Genomic DNA, 23,757 nt, shown 5'->3' on the forward strand with positions numbered 1-23,757 from the left:
TCATCCCTGGGCTACGTCCCACCCCGTTCCTACGCAGCATCATCAAGTAACTGTCCGTGAAACCCGGGCAAGACCAAAGCCCATCACCAGAACGAACCCTGGGCGATCAGCAGGCAGACCGATCTGCGCGACCTGCTCTTCCTCTGCCCCTTCCACCACCATCGGGCCCACGACCCGGGACACGCCACCCACAGGCTTCCCGACGGCGGCGTCCGTTTCAGCCGACGCGTCTGACCGGCTTCACCCGCGCGCCGGCGCGGAGACGGCCGGGCGTGCTGAGAGGTGGAAGAGCCAGGCGGCGGCGATCAAGAGCGCCACGAACATGGCGTTGACGCCGAGGAGGTCGCCGACCTCCCCTCCGACGTCCTCGTGCACCCCGGCGAGGAGCACGGTCGCCGTCACCACCGCCTGGGTCAGGGCGCTGGCCAGCATGACCAGCACCATGGCGGGGGCGCGCAGCCTGGCCAGGGCTGAGCCCAGCAGGACGACGGCCAGGACCACGACGTAGACCCGATCCTGCCTGCCCCCGGACCCGATGATGCCGAGGGCGCCGGCGGTGAGCAGCAGCACCAGGGGAGTGGCGACGGCCAGGGCGAGTCCGAGGCGGTAGGCGCTCTTCGGTGACATGTCACCACCGTAGGAGCGGTGGCGGTCGCGAGTGGTGGCGAAGCCGTGAAGGTCCTGTGCAGGTCCCGGCGAGGCACGTCCCGGCGAGGCAAGTCCGGCGACGGGTGGCTCAGCCCGGCTCGACCGGCAGCCAGAGCTCGCAGGTGGCGGTCGAGAAGTCCTCGGCACGTTCCAGGATCGCCACGATCGAGGGGCCGGGCACCAGTCGCCACGGGTTGGAGGGGAACCACTCGGTGGCCGTGGCCGCCCAGGTCTCCTGCAGCACCGAGGGATGGCTGCCGCTGGTCCGGAAGACGGCCCAGGTCAGCGCGGGCACCTCGAGGACGTCGAGGTCCGGGGCGTGCCGACTGCTCACCACCCCGTGCAGGTAGGTCAGCTCGGTGTCCTCCCGGCCGTCCGGATCCAGGTCCGCCATGACCTGGAGGAGGCCCGCCGGTTCGCCGTCGGACATCTCCTTCAGGCGCCGGTGCTCCTGCGCCGGGAGCGAGGTGACGTGCCGCTGGATGTGCGGGTTGATCCCGCGGTGGAGGAGCGGGACGCGGGCGGCATGGCCCACGAGCCGGAAGGCAGGGCGCTGGACGAGGCGGGTCTCCATCGGAGACCTCCCTTCGACAGAGAGGCGGAAGCGGAGCGGGGTCTGGGCGCGCAGCGGCCCACCGTCACGTCGTACGGCGCCGGGGGTGGCGCCGTGGACGCTGCGGAAGGCGCGACCGAACGCCTCGGCCGAGCCGTAGCCGTAGCGGACGGCCACGGTGAGCAGGTCGTCGTTCCCCGCCAGCAGGTCGTGCGCCGCTGCCGTCATCCGACGCCGGCGCACGTAGTCCGACAACGGCATCCCGGCGAGGGCGGAGAACATCCGCCGCAGGTGGTACTCGGTGGTGGCGAGCCGCCGGGCGAGGGCGGGGACGTCGAGCTCGCGGTCGAGGTGCTCCTCGACCGCGTCGACGACCTGGTTGAGCGCGGTGATCATGTCGGCCACGCTAGGCGGGTCGCCGCCCCGCGTGTCCGACCTTCGGTGCCCGTTGCGGTCAGGCCGAGGTCACGGCGTAGAGCACCGTGCTGGCGTCGCCGGTCTCGGCGACCGTCAGCGTGACGTCGTACCCGGCGCCGGTGGCCGTGAGCATCACGCTGCTCTCCCCGGCCTCGCTGCGGGTCTCCTCGGTGAAGCCCGCGCCCAGCAGCTGGTCGATCGCGCTGTCGCGGACCTCCTCGTACGGCGCCTCGACCTCCACCTGCACCAGCCAGGTCCCGGCCTCCTTGCCGGCGACGGAGACGAGGCCGTCAGCCAGGGGCACCTCCGCCGGGAAGTCCGCGGGCAGCTTCTGGGCCTTCGGCTTCTTGCCGCCCTTGCCGCCCTTGCCGCCCTTGCCGCCCTTGTCGGTCTTGCCGGCGTCCGCGTCGGCCGGCGTCGGGTCGCCCGCGGCGCCGGAGCCCGCCTGCTCCGCCGGCTCGTCCTCGCCACCGCACCCGGTCAGGGTCAGGGCGGTGAGCAGTGCGCACACGGTCAGGGGTCGCACAAGAGCCTTCATCGGTAACCCTCCCAGGTCCGGCCCGCTCCCCACGGGCCGCTGGCAAGGATGGCAGGCCCCACGCCATCTGTCAGGTGGGTCTCACCGCGTCCCGGCCGGGGCCGGGTGCTGTGGTCTGCGTCACCAGCGCACAATGGGGGACATGACCGACACCACCCCGGAGCAGACCACCGCCGGCCAGAGCAACGCCGCGCGCATCAACGAGCTCAACGACTCGATCCGCTACACGATGTGGTCGGTCTTCAAGCTGCGGGACCTGCTCGGCGACGCCGACCGGGCCGCCGAGGCGGCCGAGGTCGAGGAGCTGTTCGCCAAGCTGGCGGCCGACGGGGTGGTGGTCCGCGGCACCTACGACGTGAGCGGGCTGCGGGCCGACGCCGACCTGATGGTCTGGTGGCACGCCGCGGACAGCGAGCCGCTGCAGGCGGCGTACAACGCCCTGCGCCGCACCGCCTTCGGCCGGCGCCTCGAGCCGGTCTGGTCGCAGATGGCGCTGCACCGGCCGGCGGAGTTCAACCGCAGCCACATCCCCGCGTTCCTCGCCGACGAGGATCCCCGCGCCCACATCTGCGTCTACCCGTTCGTCCGCTCCTACGAGTGGTACCTGCTCGAGGACTCCGAGCGCCGCCGGATGCTCTCCGAGCACGGCCAGATGGCCCGCGGCTTCGCCGACGTCCGCGCCAACACCGTGGCCAGCTTCGCCCTCGGCGACTACGAGTGGATGCTCGCCTTCGAGGCCGACGAGCTGCACCGCATCGTCGACCTGATGCGCCACCTGCGGGCCTCCGACGCTCGGCGGCACGTCCGCGAGGAGGTGCCGTTCTACACCGGCGCCCGTGCCTCGGTGGCCGAGCTCCTCGCTCGGCTGCCCTGACGCCTCTCCCCGGTCACGTCGCCGGGCCCCCTCGGGGAGCGGAGGATGCCATGATCAGGGCATGCCCCTGCGCCCCCGCCTGCTGCTGCCCGTCCTCGCCCTGGTCCTCGCCGGGCTGACCGGATGCGGGACGGAGGCCGAGACCCCGGACGACGCGGAGGAGGCGGTCGCCTCCGCCCCCACCCAGGTGCCCGAGGCCGAGGGTCAGGTGACCACCCGGGGACCGGTCCTGGTGCTCGACCAGGGTGACCTGCCGGTCGTCTGCCTGGGCGCGGTCGCGGCCTCGGAGCCCCCGCAGTGCGACGGGCAGCGGCTCTCCGACTGGAGCTGGGAGGACCATCCCGAGCACGAGACCAGCGGCAGTGTGCGGTACGGCCAGTTCGCGCTCACCGGCACCTGGGACGGCAAGACGCTGAAGGTCACCGAGGCGGTGCCGGTGGCGCTGTACGACGGGCCCGTCACGGTCGAGGAGACCCCGGGCACCGCGTGTCCCGAGCCGGCCGGTGGCTGGCGGGTCGAGGACCCGGCGAAGACCTCGTCCGCGGCGCTCGACGAGACGCTGCGGCGAGCCGGTCAGCTGCCCGGCTACGCGGAGGCGTGGCTGGACGGCGACCCCACCATGCCCAAGCGGCAGATCGTCAACGTACGGGTCACCAAGGACCCCGCAGGCGCGGAGGCGACGCTGCGCAAGAGCTGGGGCGGCGCGCTCTGCGTCCAGCAGGCGCGCTACGACGAGGACGAGCTCGTCGCGCTGACCACCCAGCTCCAGGACCTCCCCGGCGTCCTCAGCTCCTCGGCCTGGGGCGACCGGGTGCTGCTGACCGTGGTCCACGACGACGGCACGCTGCAGGAGTGGGTCGACGCGGCCCACGGGGAGGGCCTGGTCGAGGTCCGCTCCGCGCTCGTGCCGGCCGACGACTGAGCGGCACAACTTTCCGGGCGCGCGGGGCGTCACACCAGCAACGACGACCCGGGAGGAACCATGAGCAGGACCGAGCACCCCGCGCACCCCAGTGAACGCGGCCGGATGGCCCGTCGCACCACCGCCCCCGCGGTGGCCGTCCTGGCCGCCTTCGCCGCCTGCTGGCTCCCCGTGCCGGCGGGCGGGGCGGGCCCGGCGACCTGCCGGGGGCTGCCCGTCACCCAGGTGGGCGGCACCGGCACCCCCGGCGACGACGTGCTCCTCACCGCGGGCGACCAGGAGGTCGAGACCGGCGCGGGGAACGACGTCATCTGCGTGACCGACACCCCCCGCTACAGCTCGGTGACGATCGACGCCGGCCCGGGCGACGACGTCGTGGACGCCAGCGCGTCGCGGGGCTACTCCGACGTGGTCCTGGGCGCCGGGGCGGACGAGTTCCTCGGGGGGCCCGAGGAGGACCGGGTCGAAGCCGGCGCGCGAGGTCCGGAGTTCGAGCACCTCGACACCGACCTGGACCGCATCTCCACCGGCGCGGGCGGCGACCACGTCGTCAGCGGTCAGCGGGGGGCGGCGGTCAACGAGGACGTGGTCGAGCTCGGTGCCGGGCCCGACAGCCTGAACTGGGCGGGACTCTCGGCCACCGCGCGACCCGACGCGGGGCCGGGGAGCGGTCACCGGGCCTACGACGTCCTCTACCTGGTCGGAGACGGCGGCGACTACGTGCTGGACGCCGCCGCCCGGACGGCCACCGACGACGGCGCCCGGTGGCTCGACTGGGCCGGGTTCGACGAGGTGACCCTGTACGGGCCGGCGCCGGAGTCGTTCACCTACCGCGGTCACGGCGGCGGCGACGTCCTCTACCTGGCCACCGACCCCGGCGGCCACACGGCTTACGACGTCGAGCTGGGCGGCGGCGACGACCGGATGGCGATCATGGAGGTCACCCGACCCACCGGACGCCTCGCCGGCGGCTCCGGCCGCAACGACCTGCAGATCGGCAGCGACTCCCGCCGGATGGCGGTCGACCTCGGCCGGGGCCGGGTCGACGTGGGCCGCCCGGGCGCCGACGTGCAGATCGACGGGTTCGCCGGGATCTACGCTCTGGCGCGCGACGTGACGGTCCGCGGCAGCTCGCGGGCCGACCGGATCTACGTGGAGGGCTGCCGGATGAAGGTCCGGGCCCTCGCGGGTCGCGACCGGGTCCGGGTGTTCCCGGACATCTTCTACGAGTACTTCGACTTCTCCGAGACCTGCCGCAACAAGCGGGCGGACTTCGCGGGCGGCCGGGGCCGCGACAGCCTCGGCGGCGCATGGGGCGACGACCGCCTGATCGGTGGCCCGGGCCGCGACTGGGCGCACGGCTTCCGCGGCACGGACAGCTGCCGGGCCGAGGTGAGGAAGGGCTGCGAGCGCTGAGGGAGTCACCTGTCCCGGCACCCGATCCGGCCTCTATAGCCTTCTCGCGTGTCCCACCCCCTCACGTCAGCGCGCGTCATGCTGGTCGCGTCGCTGACCACGGCACTCGCGGCCGGAGGCATCGCAGCGGCGTGGGCCTTCATCGGCCCGACCGGGTTCGCCTTCGCCTGGGTCACTCATTTCATCCTGATGGCGTGGGTGTCCTCGGTCGTCGGCCCGCGGGTACGGATCCCGGACCACGGGTGGCTCCGGGTCAGGCCCTGGGAGGTGCGGCTCTACCCGGCACTGGGGGTCCGACTGTTCGGGAAGCTGCTCGACGTCATCGGATGGAACCGGGTCATCGCGAGGGAACGGGGGTTCGACGGCACGCGGGAGGGCCTGGATGAGCTCGAGCAGCACACACGTCGCTCCGAGGTCGGCCACAGCATCTGCCTTCTCGTTGCGGCGGCCGTGGCTCTCGGCGTCCTCTCGGCAGGGCAATGGCGCGGCGCGGTGTGGCTGGCGGCCCTCGGGCTGCCCCTGCACCTGTACCCGGCGCTGCTGCAGCGGCTCTTGCGTGCCCGCCTTCACTCCCTAGCGGTCAGGCTCGCCAGGAAGACCTAGTCACCCCGAGCTGTGGAGCCGGAGGATCAGGCGAGGCATCTCGACGCGGCGGCGGTCGACGGCCGCCGGATCGGGCTCACTGCGAGGGCGAGGCGTCCTGCGCCGGCTTCAGGGTGAGGCTGAGCGAGTTGATGCAGTAGCGGTCGCCGGTGGGCGTGCCGTAGCCGTCCGGGAAGACGTGGCCCAGGTGGGAGCCGCAGCTGGCGCAGCGCACCTCCACCCGCTTCATGCCGTGGGAGGTGTCCTCGATGTACTCGATGGTGTCGGTCAGCGGCTCGTAGAAGCTGGGCCAGCCGCACCCGGAGTGGAACTTGGTCTGGGCCTCGAAGAGCTCGTGCCCGCAGGCGCGGCAGGAGTAGGTGCCGGGGGTGTCGGTGTCGTTGTACTCACCGGTGAAGGCGCGCTCGGTGCCCGCCTGGCGGAGCACGGCGTACTCCTCGGGGGTCAGCTCTGCGCGCCACTGCTCGTCGGTCTTCTCCACCTGGTAGCCCATGGGCAGAGGGTATCCATCGCGTGGTGGCCCCTGTCGCCGCCGGAGGCCATGATGGGCCCATGGCGAAGGCGGCGGAGGCGTTTGTGCAGGCGGGGGAGCGGGAGGTCCGGGTCTCCTCCCCCGAGCGGGTGATCTACGAGGCGACCGAGGGGACGCCCGCGATCACCAAGGTCGAGGTCGCTCAGTACTTCGCCGACGTCGGGGAGGGCCTGATGCGGGCCCTGCGCGACCGGCCCACCGCGCTGGAGCGGTGGCCCTCGGGCGTGCGTGAGGGCTTCCAGCTGGCGACCGGGCCGCAGGACAAGGACGCCGAGGCGTTCTACCAGAAGCGGATCGCCAAGGGGGCGCCCGACTGGATCGAGTCGGTGGAGATCACCTTCCCCTCCGGGCGCACGGCGCGGGAGATCTGCCCGACCGAGGTCGCGGTGGCCGTGTGGTGCGCCCACATGGGCACCCTCACCTTCCACCCGTGGCCGGTGCGGAGCGCCGACGTGGACCGTCCCGACGAGCTGCGCATCGACCTCGATCCGCAGCCCGGCACCTCGTTCGGCGACGTGGTGCGGGTGGCGCAGGTCGCCCGCGAGCTGCTCACCGGTCTCGGCATCCGGCCGTTCGTCAAGACCAGCGGCAACCGGGGGCTCCACGTCTTCGCCCGCATCCGTCCCGAGTGGGAGTTCCCCGACGTCCGGCACGCCGCCATCGCCCTCGGCCGCGAGCTGGAGAAGCACGACGACGGCGTGACCACCGCCTGGTGGAAGGAGGAGCGGGGCGAGCGGATCTTCGTCGACTACAACCAGAACACCCGCGACCGCACCATCGCCTCGGCATACTCCCTGCGGCCGCTGCCCGGGGCTCCGGTCTCCACCCCGGTCGCCTGGGAGGAGCTGGACGACGTCAAGGACCCGCGGGCCTTCAACCTCCTCACCGTGCCGGAGCGGCTGGCCTCCTCCGGCGACCCGTGGCGCGAGATCGACGACGTCGCCCACGACCTCGCTCCGCTGCTCGAGCTGTGGGAGGCCGACCCGCGCGAGCTCAACTACCCGCCCGACCACCCCAAGATGCCGGGCGAGCCGCCCCGGGTGCAGCCGAGCAAGAAGGTCGCCGAGCACTGGGACGACGACGGCAACCGGGTCGAGCCGTGAGCGGGGAGGGCCGGGCGCCCGGCGGCCGGCACGAGCCGGGCCGGTTCGGGGCCGCCGGTGCGGAGCGGTGGAGCGACTACCTCGACTGGCTCCGCGCCGACGTCGTGACGACGGTCCTGGAGATGCACGCCGGCGAGCGGCGCCGGGTCCTCGTGCCGTCGGGCTGGTCGCCCCTCGAGCTGCTCTCGCACCTGATGCACGTGGAGCAGCGCTGGTTCGTCTGGGGCTTCCTCGCCGAGCCGGTCCGCGACCCGTGGGGCGACTGGAACACCGAGGACCCGCAGCGACCCGACGACCCCCACGAGGTGCGCGGGGACGCGCGCTGGGAGGTCCCGGACGCCGTCACGGCCGAACGGCTCGCGGAACGCATCGAGGCCGTGGCCGAGCAAACCCGGCAGATCCTCCGCGAGCATCCCCTGACGGCCCGCGCGGCGGTCGGGGGGCGGTTCACCGAGCACCCCCCGACCCTGGAGTGGATCTGCTTCCACGTGCTGACCGAGTACGCCCGCCACGCCGGCCACCTGGACGTGGTCGCCGAGCTCGGCCGCGGCGCCGGTGCGACCCCGGGCACCGACTAGCCTGCACCCCGTGACTCCTCCCAACCGCCCCAAGCTCGTCCTGGTCACCGGCTCGGGCCGCAGCGGGACCAGCAGCGTCGCCGGCACCCTCAAGCGGCTCGGGCTCCACATCCCCCAGCCCGAGGTGCCCGCGGACGACGCCAACCCGCGCGGCTACTACGAGCCGCTGTGGGTCACCGAGTTCCACAAGGACGTCCTCAACCCCGTCCCGGTGCGCACCATCGACACCCGCCCGGACGCCGCCGAGATCGCGATCGCGGCCGGCTCCGCCCCCGAGGTGGAGGCCCGCCTGCGCGAGTGGCTCGGCGAGCAGCTCGACCCCGCGCTGCACCAGGGCCAGATCCTGGTCAAGGACCCGCGCGCCTTCTGGATCCTCCCGGTCTGGACCGAGGTGGCCGCCGGTCTGGGGGCCGACGTGGTCACGCTCACCATGCTGCGCCACCCCACCGAGGTGGTGCGCTCGCGCGACACCGCCTACCTGACCGAGCAGACGCCGAAGTTCCGGCGCCAGCGCGAGACGGCCAACGTGGCCGCCTGGGTCAACGCCGCCCACCTGACCGAGCTCGCCACCCGGGAGCAGGCGCGGGCCTTCGTCCGCTACCCGGAGCTGATCGAGGACTGGCGCACGGCGATGGCGCGGGCCGGCGAGCAGCTGGGGCTGGTCTACTCCGCCGACCTGTCCGACCGCGCCCACCACGAGGTCGACGACTTCATCGACGCCCGGCTCAACCGGTCGGCGATCACCTGGGACGACCTCGCCGTGCCGGCCGCCCTGCGCGACCTCGCCGAGCGCACCTGGCAGGCGATGAACACGCTGGTCGAGACCCCGCACGACGACCGCGCCCTCGCCGAGCTCGGCGAGCTGCGGGAGAAGTACGCCGAGATGTTCGAGCACGCCGAGGCGATGGCGATGGACGCCACCACGGCGCGGGTCACCGCGGGTCGCCGCGAGGTGCGACGCAACAAGGAGGCCGAGCTGGCGCAGGTGCGCCGCGAGGTTGAGGAGCTCCGCGCGGAGAACGCCGCGCTGCGCCGCTCGCTGCCCAACCGGCTGGTCGCCCGGCTCCGCGGTCGCTGACCCCGGCCCCAACCTCGCGGAGCCTCTCCGCTGCGGCGCTCAGCGCTCCCAGGGGGCGGGGACCGGGAAGTAGTGCTCCAGGAACTCCCCGAGCACCCGGTCGACCTCCTCGGCGTCGAGCGCGAAGTCGTGGTGGTCGCCGACGCAGAAGAAGTCCTTGTCCCGGGCACGCAGCTGACGCAGCTGCCGCTCCACCCGGGCGTTGCTCAGGTCGATGAAGGCGTGCTCGGCCCGACCGGCGTAGGCGGTGCCGGTGGCCAGCCCGTGGTGCTGGGCCAGGGAGCTGAGCATCGAGACGTCGGTCGGTGAGCGGAAGGGGGCGTGCGCGGTGGCGTCCACCGCGGCGGCGTAGCGCTCGGCGACCTCGGTGAGCACCGAGACGCGGTGCGGGTGCGGGGAGTGCGCCATCACCCGGGTGATGGTCACCCCCAGCTCCGCCTGCAGCAGCCGGCGGTTGTTGGCCGCGGCCTGGAGGAAGGGCCGCAGCTGCTCGGGGTCGTCGGTCGGCAGCCCGATCAGGCCGTCGGCGACGAACGCCGCGAAGTCGCCGCCGGGGGAGAAGAACGCCTCGGGCCCGAGCGGCCGGCCGAGGAAGACGTCGTCGTTGAGGTAGACGAAGTGCTCGGCCAGGCCGGGCACCCGGTGCAGCCCGGTCTCGATCGCCTGGGAGTTGAAGGTGGGCAGGGCGTCGGCCGGCAGGATCTCGCGGTGGTCGACCAGCCGGACCCGGCCCGACTCCAGGGCCTCGTCGGCCAGCCACGCCGGGCGCTGGCCGGCGGTGACGAGGTGGATGGTGCGCACCCACGGCGCGAAGAGGTGGACGCTGCGCATCGAGTAGCGCAGCTCGTCCCAGCTGCGGAAGCGGGCGTGCCCGCTGGCCTCCCGGCGCCGCTCCGTCCCGTCGGCCCGCTCCAGCCGGGCCTGGCGAGCGGCGTTCCAGGCGGGATCCTCGGCGTCGACCCAGGTGTAGACGACGTCCACCGGGAAGCGGCACTCGTCGACCCGGGGCGCGGCCATCAGCGGCAGCGTCGGCACCTCGCGCTCGTGCACGGTCGCGGTCGCGGTCGCCGCGCCGACCGGCACCTCGGCCGCGTAGGCCGGGAGCCGGGGGGCCACCAGCAGGTCGCCGTCGCGGTCCCAGAACTCCAGCCAGGCGCCGGCTCCGCGCAGGTGGCTGGGCCGGCCGTCCTCGCCCCGCGGCCAGGGCTCCAGCGCCAGCCGGGCGGTCATCGCCCGCGACTGGAGGGCCACCATCTCCGCGACCGGCAGCCGTCGCTCGGGCCACCCGTGGTCGCCGGGGTCGAGGAGCGAGAGGTGGTCCGGCGCCCCGACCAGGCGGGAGAGGACGCCCTGCCGGTGCTCGGCGGGGACCACCACCGTGGTGGGGTCAGCCCCGTGCGGGGGCACCACGAACCACCCGTCGAACCCGGCCGCGGCGGCGACCAGCAGGTCCAGCGCCTCGCGGCGCGACTCCTCGGGGGTCACCAGCGGGACGGCGACCCCGGGGGCGCGCTCCTGGGTGTGCCGACCGACGCGGAGCCGGGAGCCGGGCGGCCCGGCGGCGGCCGCGGCCTCCATCCGGCTGCGCCCCTCGCGGCGGCCGGCGACCCGGGTGAAGACCTCCTCCCAGCGGGCGGCGATCACCTCGGGGTGATAGGCCTGGGCGGCGTCGTGGGCGCCCTTCCCGAGGCGCTGCAGCAGCTCCTCGTCGGCGGTCAGGCGACCCAGCGCCGAGGCGAGCCCCGCCTTGGCGCCGGCGCTGACCAGCAGCCCGCTCACCTCGTGCTCCACGAGCTCTCGCGGGCCCGAGGGGCAGTCGTAGGTGACCACGGGGACCCCGGCCGACATCGCCTCCTGGGCGACCAGCGGGAAGCCCTCGGTCCGCGAGCTGAGAGCGCAGACGGAGGCGGCCGCCCACTCGGCGCGCATGTCGTCGACGGCTCCCGGGAGCTCGACCCGGTCCTCGAGGCCGAGCTTGGCGACCTGGGCCAGCAGCTCGCCGCGCAGCGGGCCGTCGCCGAGGATCCGCAGCCGCCAGCCGGGGGCGTCGAGGCGGCCGAAGGCGCGCACGAGGTGGATGAACTGCTTCTCCGCGACGATCCTGCCCGCCGCCACCACCAGGCGCCCGTCGAGCGCGGAGCGCGGCTGCGGGGCCGCCGGCAGCGGGTTGGGCATCACCAGCAGCTCGGGGGCGACCGGACCCAGCTCGTGGGCCAGCCAGGCGGCCGACGACTCGGTGAGCAGGGCCACCGCGTCGGCCCGCGGGGCGAAGGCGAGCAGCGGCTCCATGCCACCCACCCGGTCGGCCGAGGAGCGGTGCTCCTGGTGGACCACCGCCACCCGGTCGGGGGTGAGCTGGACGGCGGCGGCGAGCAGCGCCGGGGTGACCGTGACCAGCACGTCGACGTCGAGGTCGGGCAGGGCCGCGGTGAGGGCGGCGTCGGTGAGCGCGGAGAACTGCCCGTCCCACCGCGCCGGGACCAGCACCGACGGACGCCGGTCGAGCCCGTCGGGGTGCGGGGTGCGCAGGTCGGCCAGGTAGCGGACCTCGACGCGGGGGTCGACGGCGTAGTGCGGGGCGTCGGCGGTGCGGGTGACGCTGACCAGGCTGACGTCGTGCCGGGCGGCGAGCGCGCCCGCCTGGGTGATCGCCGAGCGGGAGGTGCCGCCCATGCCGTCCAGGTTGAGGACCAGGAAGGCGATGCGCAGCCGGTCGCCGGCGCGTCGCCGCAGGAGCCGCCGCATCAGAGCCCGGTGACGCCCTCGCCGCCGCCGGCCTGCTCGTCGAAGTTCTCCTGCTCCAGCAGGTGGAGGACCGGGACCCCGATCTTGCGACGGGCCCGCGAGGACCAGTCGACGTGGAAGAACTCCGCGACCACGTGGGGCCGGGTCAGGATGATGACCTCCCGCCCGTCGACCTGCTTCACCAGGGCCTCGAGCGCGTCCACCGGCGGGTCGGTGATGGCCTTGCCGACCGCGCGGGCGCCGGTCGAGGAGAGGGCCGCGAGGCTGGTGGTCAGCTCCTGGGCCGCGCGGTCCTCGCACTCGTGGCGGACGGCCTCGTAGTCGAAGTCGGTCATCACCGCGGGGGCGGCCAGCAGCTCTCCGGTGCCGAGGGTGCCCATCGCCGCCTCGACGCGCGCCGCGGCGTCCTCGATCGGGATCAGCACGTGGTAGACGACCTCGTCGACGATCTCCTCGTGCAGGCTGTGGATCTGCTGCGCGTCACTGGCGCTCACCTCGTGCTCGGCGAGGATCACCACGTCGTAGGTGCCGATGCCGTCGTCGATCCGCTCGTTGCGCGTGCTGTCGCCGCTCTGGCTCATGCCACCTCACCCTTCGGAGTCTGTGCCCAGGATCCTAGCGAGGTCGTAGCGCACGGGCTCCTCCAGTTGCCGGTAGTCGCACGACTCCGGGTCCCGGTCGGGCCGCCAGCGCTTGAAGTGGGCGGTGTGCCGGAACCGGCGCCCCTCCATGTGGTCGTACTTCACCTCGAGCACCCGCTCAGGCCGCAGCGCCACGAAACCGAGGTCCTTGTCGGCGCTCCAGCGGCTCTTGGTGCCGGGGATCCGGTCCGGGTTGGCGACCGCCCACTGGCTCCACTCGCCCCACGGGTGCTCCTCGGGGTCGCAGACCAGCGGCTGCATCTCGTCCCAGAGCTCGGCGCGGCGCTTCTCGGTGAAGCTGGCGCTGACGCCGACGTGCTGCAGCCGGGGCTCGCCGTCGGCCCCGTCGTCGAAGAGGCCGAGGAGCAGGCTGCCCAGCAGCCGGCGCTCGGGGGTGGAGGTCTTGTGCTCGCGCATCCCCGCGACCACCACGTCGGCGGTCCGCTCGTGCTTGATCTTGAGCATCGTGCGGGCGTTCGGCGCGTACGCCGCGTCCAGCGGCTTCGCGATCACGCCGTCCAGGCCGGCGCCCTCGAAGGTCGTGAACCACTCCTGGGCGACTGCGACGTCGGTGGTCGTCCGGGTCAGGAAGCACGGTCCGTCCAGCCCCGCCAGTGCCCGCTCCAGCTCGGCCCGCCGCTCGGCGAAGGGCCGCTCGAGCCAGGAGTCGTCGCCCAGGGCCAGCAGGTCGAAGGCCACGAAGCCGGCGGGGGTGCTCTCGGCGAGCATCTTCACCCGGGAGGCGGCCGGGTGGATCCGCTCCTGCAGCACCTCGAACTCCAGCCGCTCGCCGCCCTCGGCGGTGGGACGGGCCACGAAGAGCTCGCCGTCGAGGACGACGCGGTCGGGGAGCTGCTCCTTGATCGCGGCGACCAGCTCGGGGAAGTAGCGGGTGAGCGGCTTGGTGTTGCGGCTGGTCAGCTCGACCTCGTCGCCGTCGCGGAAGACCAGGCAGCGGAAGCCGTCCCACTTCGGCTCGAAGCTGAAGCCGCCCGCGGTGGGCACGGACGACACGGACTTGGCGAGCATCGGCCGCACCGGCGGCATCACGGGGAGGTCCACACCCCGAGCCTAGAGCGCGGGACAGACGTCCGCGCCCCCTCGCCGCGGACCCCCCATGTCCTGGCGGCCCGGCGCTCGCCGACGAGGTGCGCGATCACGTCGCCCGCGCCCGCCGATAGGCTGGGCCGCCTATCCCCGGTTGGTCTGCCGGCAGGGCCCGCCTGACTTTGAATCAGGACTAGCGACGTAGGTTCGACTCCTACCCGGGGAGCTGCGTCAGCGTGGCACCACGCGCACGGTGAAGACGGTGCTGCCGCCCGCGACGATCGCGTCGCCGGCGAAGACCACGCGTCCGCGGATCCGGCCCGCCGCCCTGGCTGGCGCCAGGCGGAGACGGGCCCTGCCCCGGCTGTCGAGCCGGACCGTGTAGGTCTTCGGCCGTACCGCGCCGCGGACGGTCACCCGGACAGTCCCGCCGGGGGTCACGCCGGCGGCCGCGACGGTGACGACGACCCTGACCCTGGCGCCGCGGCGGATCCTCTTCGGGGCCTTGGCGCGCAGCCGCACAGCAGCCTGGGACGGCCCCGGGGGGACCGCACCCGCGGTCGGGCCGGGGACCGGCCCCGGTGTCGGACCCGGGTTCGGAGAGGGCACGGGTGTCGGCGCTGGGGCCGGCGCTGGTGTCGGCGCTGGTGTCGGACCCGGCGTCGGCTCCGCCGCCGTGACGGCGACGGAGAGCGACGTGGCCGCCCCCGCCCGGTGCGCCGGGCCCCCGCCGTAGCGCGCACTCACCACCCGGGTGCCGGCGGTGGCGAACGGCGGCAGGACGAGCCGGGCCCGCCCGTCGACCAGGTCGCGGGTCGCGACCGGGGTGCCGTCGACGGCGAACGTCACGGACCCGGTCGGGACGGGCCCGGCGGCCTCACCGCTGACCGAGGCGGTGAGGGTGACCGGGTCGTCGGCGGTGGGTGCGAGCGGCTCGGCGCTCAGCGACACGCCTGCCTCGGGCAGGGCCTCCCCGACGGGGACGTCCTGGGTGGCCTGCGCCGCCACGGTGCCGGGCAGGTCCACCGCGTGGGTGACCGTGCGGCCCAGGACGCCGCCGGTCGCGACGGCCCCGTCGACGGTGACCTCGTAGGAGAGCCGCGCCGGGCCCGAGGCGGTGCCGGTCAGGGCGGCCAGCTGGTCGTAGGAGCCGGTCCAGGTGACCGTGCCGTCCGCGTGGCTGCCGCCGGCGGTGACCGAGCCGGGCACGTACGCCGTCCCGGCCGGAAGCTCCTCGGAGATCGTGTAGCCCGCCCCCTCCTCGTCCTGCTCGGGCTCGAGCAGCACGAGGTGGCGCACGGTCCCGAAGGGGCGGGCCACCGCCGGATCCGTGGCCAGAGTGACGTCGTCGCCGGCGCGGGTCACCAGCAGCGGGACGGTGTCGGCCACCCCGCCCCCGGAACCGATCCGCAGGAGGCCGAACGACGGCCCGGTGGCGGCGTCCGGCTGGTCCCAGGCGACCCGGACGCCACTGCTGCCGTCGGGGCCCGCGGCCTCGAGGCTTCCGGTCAGCGTGCCGTCGTCGGCGCGCGGCATGAAGGTGGTCTGGGTGACGGTCACCGGGTCGTCGCCCGACGTTTCGTAGGAGGTGTGGACCCACCACCGCCCGGCCGCCGGGTCCGTCACGGTGCAGCTCCGGTCGCCGGGGGCCGAGGTGCTGCGGCACCTGACGTTGCTGTCGGTGATCGAACCGGTGCCGAGGAGCACCTGGAGCTGGTCCGCGGTCGAGTCGGTCAGGTCGACCCGCAGGGCGGCCGTTCCGGCAGGGACGTCGACGTACTGGGCCTCGCCACCCGGGCTGGTGAGGGTGCGCGAGGTGGCGACACCGGGAACCAGGCTCGACGCGGTCACTGCCGAGCCGGTGCGGGCCCGGACTCCGTCGAGCGCGGCCGAGGAGGCGTCGCGACGTGTGCTCAGCGCGCCGTCGTGCTGGCCTTCGGTGGGCATCGGGCGCACGGCCAGGGGAAGGCGCGCGCTCGGCGTCAGCGGGTCGCTGGAGGTCAGGACGACGGTCGCGAACGCCCACGAGCCGTCCGGCAGGCCGGCGACGTCCGCGGACACGTCCAGGTCGATCCACCCGCCGTCGGAGACCGTCCACGAGGTCTGGGCGAGCTCGACGGCGAGACCGGAGCTCGCGCCCTCGACGGTGGCGGTCCAGGTGACCGTCGTCGCGGCCCCTGGCAGCGTCGCCGTCATCGTGGCCCGGCGGTCCCACGAGCAGGAGGCGATGCAGCGGTCGGCCGCCATGCTCGGCAGGTTGAGGGTGCTCGGGTCACCGCCGAGGGCGGGGTCGGCGGCGCGGTACTCCGCCTCGGTGACGTCGAAGAGCAGGCCGGCCCGGGCGGCCCGGGAGACGTCGAGGCTGCCGGACCCGGTCTCGAACGGCGAGGCTGCGGTGCCGTCGTGGTCGCGGACGCCGCTGCGCGCGGTGCTCATCATCGCGGACTGCATCTGCGCCGGCGTCCACGTCGGGTGCAGCTGGGTGAGCAGGGCCAGCGCGCCCGCGACGTGGGGGCTGGCCATGGAGGTGCCCGTCATCCGCTCCCAGGAACCGGGGGACGGGTCGTCGATCCCCCCGGCGGCGATGATGTCGGTGCCGGGGGCGGCCAGCGACGGCGTGATGGTGGAGGTGAACGCGTTCGCCCCACGGCTGGTGGACACGTTGAGCACGTCGGCACGGGAAGGGTCCACGAAGTCGCCGCTGACCAGCCGGGCGCGGGGAGCGGTCTTGCCGACGAGCCAGCTTTTGAGCTGCCGGCCCTGGGCCGTCGAGAGGTGGACGCCCGGGAGGTCGTAGAGATCGCCGACCGGTGCGGTGCCCGCCGCGACGTCGACCAGGACCATCCCGACCCCGCCCGCGGCCTTCACCGCCGTGGCCTTGCCGGTCCGCGAGAGGCTGGTGACGCCGTCGGGCTCGAGGCCGCCGCGGTCGCAGACCACGAGCGTGCCGGCGACCCGGGCGGGGTCCAGGCGATCGGCTCGGCAGAACGCCGAGCCGTCGTGCGACACCGCGGAGGCCAGCACCAGCGGTGCCGCAGCGGCCGTCTCGCCGCCCCAGGCCAGGCCCTGGAGGGCTCCGAGGGTCGCGCCGCCGTCTGCGGTGATCGAGGTGAGCGTGGTGCGGAACTGGCGGCCGTGGTCCAGGTTGCCGACGGAGGTGACCCAGGGCGCGGCGGCCGTGGAGGTGATGGTCCCCGCGCCGGGGCCGGAGTTGCCGGCCGAGACCGCCACGTGGATGCCCGCGGCGCGGGCGTTGAGGAAGGCCCGGGTCTTCAGGTCCGCCCAGGGGGAGGTGTTGCTGGAGCTGATCGAGTGGTTGAGGACGTCGACGTCGTCCAGGATCGCCTGCTCGATCGCGGCCAGCATCATCAACTGGAAGCAGCCGGCACTGGTGTTGTTGCACACGTCGTAGGCGATGACGTTGGCGTGCGGCGCGACCCCGCTGAGGGGCAGCCCGTTGGGCAGCTCGACCTGATTGCCGGCGGCCGTCGAGGCGGTGTGGGTGCCGTGCGCGTTGCCGTCGAAGAGGTCGACGTCCTCGTCGAAGTCGTAGGCGCCGATCAGCTTGCCGTTGCAGGGGAAGGCGGCGTCGTACTGGGCGTGGGTGGGGTGGCAACGGCCGTAGTAGCGGCCGCGGGGGTTGGTGACCACGTGGCCGTCGCCGCCGGCGGCGACGGGGACCGTCTCGGCGAACGACGGGTTGGACGGGTTGATGCCGCTGTCCAGGACGCCGACGACGACCCCCTCGCCACGGACGGCGAGCCCACCGGCCGTGCCGTCCCAGACCGCCGGCGCGCCGACGTGGGCAGGGCCGCGGTCGGTGTCGGGCGCGAAGGCCTCGTCGACGACCACCGCGACGACGTCGGGCAGCCTGGCGACGTCGGCGGCCTGGGCGCCGGTCAGCTCCACGGTGAAGCCGTTGAGCGCGCGGGTGAAGCGCCTCTCCACGCCAGGGGTGCCGCCGACGATCTCGCGCACCTCGCGCAGCGCCGCGGACTGCTCGGCACGGATCTCCCGGAGCTGGGCGGCCGGGGGGGTGCCCGCCGGGCGGGCCGGCACGGGCGCCGACGCGAGCTCGACGACGTAGCGCTCGCGGCGGTCCGCGTCACCCGGGCCGGTGATCGAGCCGCTGGGGGTGGTCGGTGCCGCGAGGGCGGCCGGGGCCGCCGGGGCGGTGAGCCCGAGCAGCCCGAGCAGCATGAGGAGCACGGTGGTGGTGGAGGTGGCGGCGCGACGGCGCGGGAACATCGAGTCTCCGAGGGGAGTGGCCGAGAGAGGCGGGGAGGATACGGGCGAGAGGGCGATCAGGGGGTCGGTTGCGTGGGGGAGGGACCTTGGTCCCGGAGTCTGGCCGACCCGCGCCCTCCTTGTCAGGCGTTCGGCCAACTCGCCGCCCTCTAGGCTGCGTGTTCATGGACAACCTCACAGTGATCGTCCTCGCCGCCGGCGGGGGCACCCGCATGAAGTCCAAGACCATGAAGGTGCTGCACCCGGTCGGTGGACGCTCGATGATCGGCCACGTGCTCAGTGCCGTGCAGGCGATGGAGCCGTCGCGGGTCGTCGCCGTCGTCGGTCACCAGCGCGAGCAGGTCGGCCCGCACATCCAGCAGCTGGTGCCCGACGCGGTGCTGGCGGTCCAGGAGACCCAGGAGGGCACCGGGCACGCCGTCCGGGTGGCCTGCGAGGCGGCCCACGTCCACGAGGGCACCGTGGTGGTGGCCGCGGGCGACACCCCCCTCCTCGACGGCCAGAGCCTGCGCGACTTCGTGGCCGACCACGTCGCCTCGCGTCGCGCGGTGAGCATCCTCACCGGGGTCGTGGAGGACCCCACCGGCTACGGCCGCATCGTGCGCGACGAGAGCGGTGACGTCGAGGCCATCGTCGAGGAGAAGGAGGCCGACGCCGGACAGCGGGCGATCCGGGAGATCAACTCCGGCATCCTCGCCTTCGACGCCGGCTTCCTCACCGACGCCCTCGGCCGGATCCGCAACGACAACGCCAAGGGCGAGTACTACCTCACCGACGCGGTCGGGATCGCGCGCGAGGCCGGGCTGCGGGTGGGCGCCTACGTCGTCGACGACGTACGCCAGACCGAGGGGGCCAACGACCGGGCCCAGCTCGCCGAGCTCGGCCGCGAGCTCAACCGCCGCATCGTCACCCGGTGGATGCGCGAGGGGGTCACCGTGATGGACCCGGCGACCACCTGGATCGACGCCGACGTGGTCCTCGAGCCCGATGTCACGCTGCTGCCCGGCACCCAGCTGCTGGGCGCCACCGTCGTGCGCGAGGACGCGGTGGTCGGCCCCGACTCCACCCTCAAGGACTGCGAGGTCGGGGTCGGCGCCCGGGTGGTGCGCACCCACGCCGAGCTGGCGGTGGTGGGGGACCGGGCCAACGTGGGCCCTTTCTCCTACCTGCGCCCCGGGACCAAGCTGGGCGCTGACGGCAAGATCGGCGCCTTCGTGGAGACCAAGAACTCCGACATCGGGCCCGGCGCCAAGGTCCCACACCTGTCCTACGTGGGTGACGCAGAGATCGGGGAGGGGACCAACATCGGCGCCGGCACCATCGTGGCCAACTACGACGGGGTGGCCAAGCACCGGACCGTGGTGGGGCGGCACGCGCGCACCGGTTCCAACAACACCTTCGTGGCCCCGGTGAGCATCGGCGACGGCGCGGCGACCGGGGGCGGGACCGTGGTGCGCAAGGACGTGCCGCCCGGCGCGCTCGCGGTCTCCGCCGGCCCTCAGCGCAACATCGAGGGCTGGGTCGTCTCGCGCCGCTCCGGGACGCCGCAGGCCGAGGCCGCGCAGGGCGGGGTCGTGCCCGGCGAGGGCGAGGCGGACGGCGAGCCGGGGTCAGGGGCCTCCTAGCGGACGCGGCCCGTCCCACCGGAGACCCCGGGGTTGGGCCGGGGTTGGTGCGTGAGCCACAATCTGTCGGTACGGGCCTGTTCCACCTGGTCTCACCTCACCCCCCCGAGGAGTCTCGCCGTGAGCGGAATGAAGCGCACCACGGAGAAGAACCTGATGGTCTTCAGTGGCCGAGCCCACCCGGAGCTGGCCGTCGAGGTCGCCGACCTCCTCGGCAGCGGGCTGGTGCCACAGTCGGCGTACGGCTTCGCCAACGGCGAGATCTACGTCCGCTACGAGGAGTCGGTGCGGGGGTGCGACGCCTTCGTCATCCAGAGCCACACCTCGCCGATCAACGAGTGGATGATGGAGCACCTGATCATGGTCGACGCGCTCAAGCGCGCCTCGGCCAAGCGGATCACGGTCGTCATGCCCTTCTACGGCTACGCCCGCCAGGACAAGAAGCACCGCGGTCGCGAGCCGATCTCGGCCCGGCTGATCGCCGACCTCTTCAAGACCGCCGGTGCCGACCGGCTGATCACCGTCGACCTGCACTCCGACCAGATCCAGGGCTTCTTCGACGGCCCGGTCGACCACCTGATGGCCATCACGATCCTCACCGACTACGTCAAGGAGAAGTACGGCACCCAGCAGCTCGCCGTGGTCTCCCCGGACGCCGGTCGGATCAAGGTGGCCGAGCGCTGGTCGGCCCGCCTCGGGGGAGTGCCGCTGGCCTTCATCCACAAGACCCGTCGCACCGACCGGCCCAACGAGACCGTCGCCAACCGTGTGGTCGGCGACGTCGCCGGCCGGGTCGCGGTGCTGACCGACGACATGATCGACACCGGCGGCACCATCGTGAAGGCCGCCGAGGCGTGCATGGAGGCGGGGGCGAGCGGCGTGGTCATCGCGGCAACCCACGCGATCCTCTCCGACCCGGCGGTCGACCGCCTGAAGAACTGCGTGGCCACCGAGGTGGTCGTCACCAACACGCTGCCGATCCCCGAGGACAAGCAGTTCGACAAGCTGACCACGCTCTCGATCGCCCCGCTGCTCTCGCGGGCGATCCGCGAGGTCTTCGAGGACGGCTCCGTCACCTCGATGTTCGACGGTCAGGCCTGACCCCGGCCGCCGAGGACAGCGCCTCCAGCCCGTCGCCGGAGAGCTCCCGGGCGGCGCCGAGCCGCCCCGCGCAGACCATCAGCAGCTCCTGCACCGGGCCGGCGAGGGTGGGTCCGCGACCGCGGCTCCACTCCGTGTCGGTGGCCACCATGCGCACCGACCGCACGATCTCGCGGCTGCCCATCAGCCGGGCGAGCAGACGGCACCGGTCGGCGGCCACCGCGGCGGCGGCGGCCGGCATCTCGTGCCGTCGCCCCAGCGGGCGCACGACGTCCTGGTGGTGGACCAGGGCGTCGACCAGGGGCTCCACCACGGTCGTCGTGGCCACCTTGGCGCGCGAGTCGGCGTACTTCTCGAAGTCGGCGAGGATCCGTGCGGCCGGCTGCCGGCCACGCTCCAACACGTCGCGGTAGATCATCTCGTCGTAGCTCCGCCCCAGGTTGCGCAGGAAGAGGGCGGCGACGTCGCGGGGACGCAACTGGGGGTTGGCGATCACGTGGGCGGCGACGTCCCGGACGGTCCAGCCGGTACAGAGCGAGGGATGCTCCCACTCGTCCTCGCTCAGCGTGGCCAGGGTGGCGGCGAGGCTGCGGCGCTCGGCGTGCACGTGGCGCCACACCTCGTCGGCCGGCATCGGTCGCAGGGTGGTGCGGAGCGACATGGGGCCACCCCCTCGGCGGGATTGGTAAGATTGGCTTACCACTATCGTCAGAGAGGCTGACTGATGTCAAGAGCTCCCCAGGCGGAGCCCCGCTGGTCGCGCGAGGAGTCGCGCGCGATGCATCCGGCCGTCCTGATGTTCGTCGCCCACCGTCACGCCGAGGAGCGGGTGCTGAGTCGGCTCGCTTCCCGGGGGCACGACCTCACCACCGCGCAGGCGCGCCTCGCTGCCCGCATCGACGAGGGGGGCACCCGGCTCACCGAGCTCGCGGAGCGGGCCGGGGTGACCAAGCAGTCGGCCGGCTTCCTCGTCGACGCGCTCGAGCGCGCGGGCTACGTACGGCGGGAGCCGGACCCCCGCGACGCGCGGGCGCGCCTGGTCCGTCTCGCCGAGCGGGGCGAGGAGGCCAGGGAGGTGGCGCGAGAGGTCGAGGCCGAGGTGCTCGAGGAGTGGGAGCGGCACCTGGGGCCGGAGGGTCTCGCGGCGCTGCAGGAGGCGCTGGCGGGGCTGCGCGAGATCACCGACCGGTGAGCGCCGACCGCTGACCGCTGACGATTTCTGGTCCGGCCCGGCGCCGGGTAGTCTGCTGAAGTTGCCTCGGCGAGGGAGTCCCACCCGGGATCTCCGTGATCGACAGGGCAGGCCAGCCGCCGCGCCGCGCCCCTGCCGGGAGCGCGGCGTTCTTCGTCCCGGGGCAACCACAGAACCTGACCAGTCCGCAGCACAGCCCACACAACGGAGTCGAGCATGTCCACCGAGAAGATCACCGCCCAGGTCCGCCAGGAGTTCGGCAAGGGCGCGGCCCGCCGCATCCGCCGGGAGAACAAGATCCCCGCCGTCATCTACGGACACGGCGCCGACCCGATCCACGTGACCCTGCCCGGCCACGAGACCATGCTCGCGATCCGCAACGGCGGCGCCAACGCCCTGCTCGACCTCGACATCGACGGCGTGAGCCACCTCGGCCTGGTCCGCGACGTCCAGATCGACCCGATCCGCCGGGTCATCGAGCACGTCGACTTCGTCACCGTCGTCCGCGGCGAGAAGGTCACCGTCGACGTCCCGATCCACGTCGTCGGCGAGGCCGTCCGCGACTCGCTGGTCGTCACCGAGAACACCACCGTCCAGCTCGAGGCCGAGGCCACCCACATCCCCGAGCAGATCGAGGTCTCCGTCGAGGGTGCCGAGGCCGGTCTCCAGGTCCTCGCCTCCGACCTGGTGCTCCCCAAGGGCTCGAGCCTGCTCTCCGACGCCGACCTGCTGATCGTCAACGTGACCCAGCAGATCTCCGCCGAGGCCCTCGAGGCCCAGCTGGAGGAGGCCGAGGCCGAGGCCGGCATCGAGCGCGACGAGGCCGACGAGCCCGAGGAGTCCGCGGGGCCCGCCTCCGAGTGATCGCGGCCGGGCCCGCCCGGCTGCTCCGCACGACGTCTGCTCGCGGCGCCGTGGCCCTGTGGCCACGGCGCCGCGTCGCGTTCCGAGGGGGTCGGGGATAATCGGCGCCATGGACTCGCAGGTGTGGCTCGTCGTCGGGCTCGGGAACCCTGGCCCGAAGTACGCCGGGCACCGGCACAACGTCGGCTACCTGGTCAACGACCTGCTCGCCGAGCGACTGGGCTCGGGGTTCCGCACCCACAAGACCGGTCGCGCCGACGTGGTCGAGGGCCGGCTCGGGATGCCGGGCGCTCCCGGTCCCCGGCTGGTGCTGGTCCGCCCCCGGTGCTACATGAACGAGACGGGCGGCCCGGTCTCGGCGGTGGCCAAGTTCTACGGCGTACCGGCGGAGCGCATCGTGGCCGTCCACGACGAGCTCGACATCCCCTTCGGCACCCTGCGCCTGAAGAAGGGCGGCGGCGACAACGGGCACAACGGCCTCCGCTCGATGCGGTCCTCCCTGGGCACGGGTGACTTCTACCGGGTCCGGGCCGGGATCGGGCGCCCTCCCGGTCGCCAGGACGTGGCGGACTTCGTGCTCTCCGACTACTCCTCGACCGAGCGCAAGGAGCTGCCCATCCAGCTCGTCGAGGCCGCGGACGCGGTCGAGTGCCTGGTGACCGAGGGTCTGGAGAAGGCGCAGCAGCAGTTCAACCGCTGATTCCGGCCCCGCGCGTAGCAGGTCGGGCGCCTCACAGGCATGCCCAATATGAGGCAAGGTTCGTTGACGAACCGTCATCATTTCTCTCTCTGAGGCATTCCAAACCGGCATGGACAGCCGTAGCCTGCAGGGACGGGTCGATCGGATCCGGGGGAATCCGCGGGGGCGCGGGGATGACCGGGGGGCATGGTGAAGAGCGTATTCAGCGAAGCTTCATCCACACCGGGGCGCGGTTCGACGCGCGTCGGCACATCGATCCACGGGAGTGCTCCCCCCCACGCCTTCCGTGGCTCCAGCCGTCACGTCGTTCCACCGTTGCCCCATGCTTCGGA

Annotated in this window: 21 protein-coding genes and 1 tRNA gene; 13 read left to right on the forward strand and 9 right to left on the reverse strand. The window is 73.6% G+C overall.

Annotated features, from left to right (window positions below; all coding sequences use genetic code 11):
- Positions 1-240: 240 nt before the first annotated feature.
- The 3 genes from AC4BG9_RS13550 to AC4BG9_RS13560 all read right to left on the reverse strand — a co-directional run bounded on the left by AC4BG9_RS13550 (position 241) and on the right by AC4BG9_RS13560 (position 2,156).
- Positions 241-627: a hypothetical protein gene (locus tag AC4BG9_RS13550; RefSeq protein WP_490571637.1), complete on the reverse strand. Its 387-nt coding sequence runs from the start codon at positions 625-627 to the stop codon at positions 241-243.
- 109 nt (positions 628-736) lie between these two features.
- A complete protein-coding gene (locus tag AC4BG9_RS13555) occupies positions 737-1,597 on the reverse strand; it encodes an AraC family transcriptional regulator (protein WP_490571638.1) in 861 nt (286 codons plus the stop codon).
- Between the two features lie 58 nt (positions 1,598-1,655).
- On the reverse strand, positions 1,656-2,156 hold the full coding sequence (locus AC4BG9_RS13560) for a hypothetical protein (RefSeq protein WP_490571639.1): 501 nt from the start codon (positions 2,154-2,156) through the stop codon (positions 1,656-1,658).
- A gap of 142 nt (positions 2,157-2,298) precedes the next feature.
- On the opposite strand from AC4BG9_RS13560, the gene hemQ reads away from it, so the two are divergent.
- From hemQ to AC4BG9_RS13580, 4 genes are all read left to right on the forward strand, one after another.
- Positions 2,299-3,030, forward strand: coding sequence for a hydrogen peroxide-dependent heme synthase (gene hemQ, locus AC4BG9_RS13565; RefSeq protein WP_490571640.1), 732 nt, complete (start codon positions 2,299-2,301; stop codon positions 3,028-3,030).
- A gap of 61 nt (positions 3,031-3,091) precedes the next feature.
- The gene (locus AC4BG9_RS13570) at positions 3,092-3,952 is read left to right on the forward strand and encodes a hypothetical protein (protein WP_490571641.1); all 861 of its coding nucleotides are present in this window, start codon (positions 3,092-3,094) and stop codon (positions 3,950-3,952) included.
- Positions 3,953-4,012: 60 nt separating this feature from the next.
- Positions 4,013-5,368 (forward strand): hypothetical protein, encoded by a 1,356-nt coding sequence (locus tag AC4BG9_RS13575; protein ID WP_490571642.1) that lies wholly within the window; start codon positions 4,013-4,015, stop codon positions 5,366-5,368.
- A 48-nt stretch (positions 5,369-5,416) separates the two neighbouring features.
- Positions 5,417-5,971 carry a glycosyl-4,4'-diaponeurosporenoate acyltransferase CrtO family protein gene (locus AC4BG9_RS13580; protein WP_490571643.1) on the forward strand — a complete coding sequence of 185 codons (555 nt, stop codon included), beginning with the start codon at positions 5,417-5,419 and terminating at the stop codon, positions 5,969-5,971.
- A 76-nt stretch (positions 5,972-6,047) separates the two neighbouring features.
- Here the strand turns inward: AC4BG9_RS13580 and msrB are convergent, their stop codons facing one another.
- Complete coding sequence (gene msrB / locus AC4BG9_RS13585) at positions 6,048-6,464, reverse strand: peptide-methionine (R)-S-oxide reductase MsrB (RefSeq protein ID WP_490571644.1); 417 nt, start codon at positions 6,462-6,464, stop codon at positions 6,048-6,050.
- A 59-nt stretch (positions 6,465-6,523) separates the two neighbouring features.
- Here msrB and AC4BG9_RS13590 point away from each other — a divergent pair, with 59 nt between their 5' ends.
- From AC4BG9_RS13590 to AC4BG9_RS13600, 3 genes are read left to right on the forward strand one after another with little or no spacing between them, the layout of a single operon-like run.
- The gene (locus AC4BG9_RS13590; RefSeq protein WP_490571645.1) at positions 6,524-7,606 is read left to right on the forward strand and encodes a DNA polymerase domain-containing protein; all 1,083 of its coding nucleotides are present in this window, start codon (positions 6,524-6,526) and stop codon (positions 7,604-7,606) included.
- Positions 7,603-8,184: a mycothiol transferase gene (locus AC4BG9_RS13595; protein WP_490571646.1), complete on the forward strand. Its 582-nt coding sequence runs from the start codon at positions 7,603-7,605 to the stop codon at positions 8,182-8,184. Before AC4BG9_RS13590 ends, AC4BG9_RS13595 begins: the two co-directional genes overlap by 4 nt.
- A gap of 10 nt (positions 8,185-8,194) precedes the next feature.
- On the forward strand, positions 8,195-9,262 hold the full coding sequence (locus tag AC4BG9_RS13600) for a sulfotransferase family protein (protein ID WP_490571647.1): 1,068 nt from the start codon (positions 8,195-8,197) through the stop codon (positions 9,260-9,262).
- A gap of 39 nt (positions 9,263-9,301) precedes the next feature.
- Here the strand turns inward: AC4BG9_RS13600 and AC4BG9_RS13605 are convergent, their stop codons facing one another.
- The 3 genes from AC4BG9_RS13605 to AC4BG9_RS13615 are packed head-to-tail and all read right to left on the reverse strand — an operon-like array spanning position 9,302 to position 13,710.
- Positions 9,302-12,007: a stealth conserved region 3 domain-containing protein gene (locus AC4BG9_RS13605; protein WP_490571648.1), complete on the reverse strand. Its 2,706-nt coding sequence runs from the start codon at positions 12,005-12,007 to the stop codon at positions 9,302-9,304.
- Positions 12,007-12,588: a hypothetical protein gene (locus AC4BG9_RS13610; RefSeq protein WP_490571649.1), complete on the reverse strand. Its 582-nt coding sequence runs from the start codon at positions 12,586-12,588 to the stop codon at positions 12,007-12,009. The genes AC4BG9_RS13605 and AC4BG9_RS13610 overlap by 1 nt, the downstream gene beginning before the upstream one ends.
- A gap of 6 nt (positions 12,589-12,594) precedes the next feature.
- Positions 12,595-13,710: an ATP-dependent DNA ligase gene (locus AC4BG9_RS13615; RefSeq protein ID WP_490571650.1), complete on the reverse strand. Its 1,116-nt coding sequence runs from the start codon at positions 13,708-13,710 to the stop codon at positions 12,595-12,597.
- Positions 13,711-13,842: 132 nt separating this feature from the next.
- Between AC4BG9_RS13615 and AC4BG9_RS13620 the strand changes: the two genes are divergently transcribed.
- Positions 13,843-13,921: transfer RNA gene (locus AC4BG9_RS13620), tRNA-Gln, on the forward strand.
- 5 nt (positions 13,922-13,926) lie between these two features.
- Here AC4BG9_RS13620 and AC4BG9_RS13625 read toward each other — a convergent pair.
- Positions 13,927-17,943, reverse strand: coding sequence for a S8 family serine peptidase (locus AC4BG9_RS13625; protein WP_490571651.1), 4,017 nt, complete (start codon positions 17,941-17,943; stop codon positions 13,927-13,929).
- Positions 17,944-18,107: 164 nt separating this feature from the next.
- On the opposite strand from AC4BG9_RS13625, the gene glmU reads away from it, so the two are divergent.
- Both glmU and AC4BG9_RS13635 read left to right on the forward strand, forming a co-directional pair.
- Complete coding sequence (gene glmU / locus AC4BG9_RS13630) at positions 18,108-19,568, forward strand: bifunctional UDP-N-acetylglucosamine diphosphorylase/glucosamine-1-phosphate N-acetyltransferase GlmU (RefSeq protein WP_490571652.1); 1,461 nt, start codon at positions 18,108-18,110, stop codon at positions 19,566-19,568.
- A gap of 129 nt (positions 19,569-19,697) precedes the next feature.
- Positions 19,698-20,669 carry a ribose-phosphate diphosphokinase gene (locus tag AC4BG9_RS13635; RefSeq protein WP_490571892.1) on the forward strand — a complete coding sequence of 324 codons (972 nt, stop codon included), beginning with the start codon at positions 19,698-19,700 and terminating at the stop codon, positions 20,667-20,669.
- Here the strand turns inward: AC4BG9_RS13635 and AC4BG9_RS13640 are convergent.
- Positions 20,641-21,330 carry a maleylpyruvate isomerase family mycothiol-dependent enzyme gene (locus AC4BG9_RS13640; protein ID WP_490571653.1) on the reverse strand — a complete coding sequence of 230 codons (690 nt, stop codon included), beginning with the start codon at positions 21,328-21,330 and terminating at the stop codon, positions 20,641-20,643. The genes AC4BG9_RS13635 and AC4BG9_RS13640 overlap by 29 nt on opposite strands.
- A gap of 63 nt (positions 21,331-21,393) precedes the next feature.
- Here AC4BG9_RS13640 and AC4BG9_RS13645 point away from each other — a divergent pair, with 63 nt between their 5' ends.
- The 3 genes from AC4BG9_RS13645 to pth all read left to right on the forward strand — a co-directional run bounded on the left by AC4BG9_RS13645 (position 21,394) and on the right by pth (position 23,425).
- The gene (locus AC4BG9_RS13645; RefSeq protein WP_490571654.1) at positions 21,394-21,861 is read left to right on the forward strand and encodes a MarR family winged helix-turn-helix transcriptional regulator; all 468 of its coding nucleotides are present in this window, start codon (positions 21,394-21,396) and stop codon (positions 21,859-21,861) included.
- Between the two features lie 216 nt (positions 21,862-22,077).
- Positions 22,078-22,725, forward strand: a complete 648-nt coding sequence (locus AC4BG9_RS13650; RefSeq protein ID WP_490571655.1) for a 50S ribosomal protein L25/general stress protein Ctc — start codon at positions 22,078-22,080, stop codon at positions 22,723-22,725.
- 109 nt (positions 22,726-22,834) lie between these two features.
- On the forward strand, positions 22,835-23,425 hold the full coding sequence (gene pth / locus AC4BG9_RS13655) for an aminoacyl-tRNA hydrolase (protein ID WP_490571656.1): 591 nt from the start codon (positions 22,835-22,837) through the stop codon (positions 23,423-23,425).
- The last annotated feature ends 332 nt before the right edge of the window (positions 23,426-23,757 follow it).

It is taken from the genome of Nocardioides sp. Z40_12, assembly GCF_058215795.1.

What these genes read in the sequence shown, in the direction of transcription:
- AC4BG9_RS13550 (WP_490571637.1), bottom strand. Translation starts at nt 627, where the DNA reads ATGTCACCGAAGAGCGCCTACCGCCTCGGACTCGCCCTGGCCGTCGCC.
- AC4BG9_RS13555 (WP_490571638.1), bottom strand. Translation starts at nt 1,597, where the DNA reads ATGATCACCGCGCTCAACCAGGTCGTCGACGCGGTCGAGGAGCACCTC.
- AC4BG9_RS13560 (WP_490571639.1), bottom strand. Translation starts at nt 2,156, where the DNA reads ATGAAGGCTCTTGTGCGACCCCTGACCGTGTGCGCACTGCTCACCGCC.
- hemQ (WP_490571640.1), top strand. Translation starts at nt 2,299, where the DNA reads ATGACCGACACCACCCCGGAGCAGACCACCGCCGGCCAGAGCAACGCC.
- AC4BG9_RS13570 (WP_490571641.1), top strand. Translation starts at nt 3,092, where the DNA reads ATGCCCCTGCGCCCCCGCCTGCTGCTGCCCGTCCTCGCCCTGGTCCTC.
- AC4BG9_RS13575 (WP_490571642.1), top strand. Translation starts at nt 4,013, where the DNA reads ATGAGCAGGACCGAGCACCCCGCGCACCCCAGTGAACGCGGCCGGATG.
- msrB (WP_490571644.1), bottom strand. Translation starts at nt 6,464, where the DNA reads ATGGGCTACCAGGTGGAGAAGACCGACGAGCAGTGGCGCGCAGAGCTG.
- AC4BG9_RS13590 (WP_490571645.1), top strand. Translation starts at nt 6,524, where the DNA reads ATGGCGAAGGCGGCGGAGGCGTTTGTGCAGGCGGGGGAGCGGGAGGTC.
- AC4BG9_RS13605 (WP_490571648.1), bottom strand. Translation starts at nt 12,007, where the DNA reads ATGCGGCGGCTCCTGCGGCGACGCGCCGGCGACCGGCTGCGCATCGCC.
- AC4BG9_RS13610 (WP_490571649.1), bottom strand. Translation starts at nt 12,588, where the DNA reads ATGAGCCAGAGCGGCGACAGCACGCGCAACGAGCGGATCGACGACGGC.
- AC4BG9_RS13625 (WP_490571651.1), bottom strand. Translation starts at nt 17,943, where the DNA reads ATGTTCCCGCGCCGTCGCGCCGCCACCTCCACCACCACCGTGCTCCTC.
- glmU (WP_490571652.1), top strand. Translation starts at nt 18,108, where the DNA reads ATGGACAACCTCACAGTGATCGTCCTCGCCGCCGGCGGGGGCACCCGC.
- AC4BG9_RS13635 (WP_490571892.1), top strand. Translation starts at nt 19,698, where the DNA reads ATGAAGCGCACCACGGAGAAGAACCTGATGGTCTTCAGTGGCCGAGCC.
- AC4BG9_RS13640 (WP_490571653.1), bottom strand. Translation starts at nt 21,330, where the DNA reads ATGTCGCTCCGCACCACCCTGCGACCGATGCCGGCCGACGAGGTGTGG.
- AC4BG9_RS13645 (WP_490571654.1), top strand. Translation starts at nt 21,394, where the DNA reads ATGTCAAGAGCTCCCCAGGCGGAGCCCCGCTGGTCGCGCGAGGAGTCG.
- AC4BG9_RS13650 (WP_490571655.1), top strand. Translation starts at nt 22,078, where the DNA reads ATGTCCACCGAGAAGATCACCGCCCAGGTCCGCCAGGAGTTCGGCAAG.
- pth (WP_490571656.1), top strand. Translation starts at nt 22,835, where the DNA reads ATGGACTCGCAGGTGTGGCTCGTCGTCGGGCTCGGGAACCCTGGCCCG.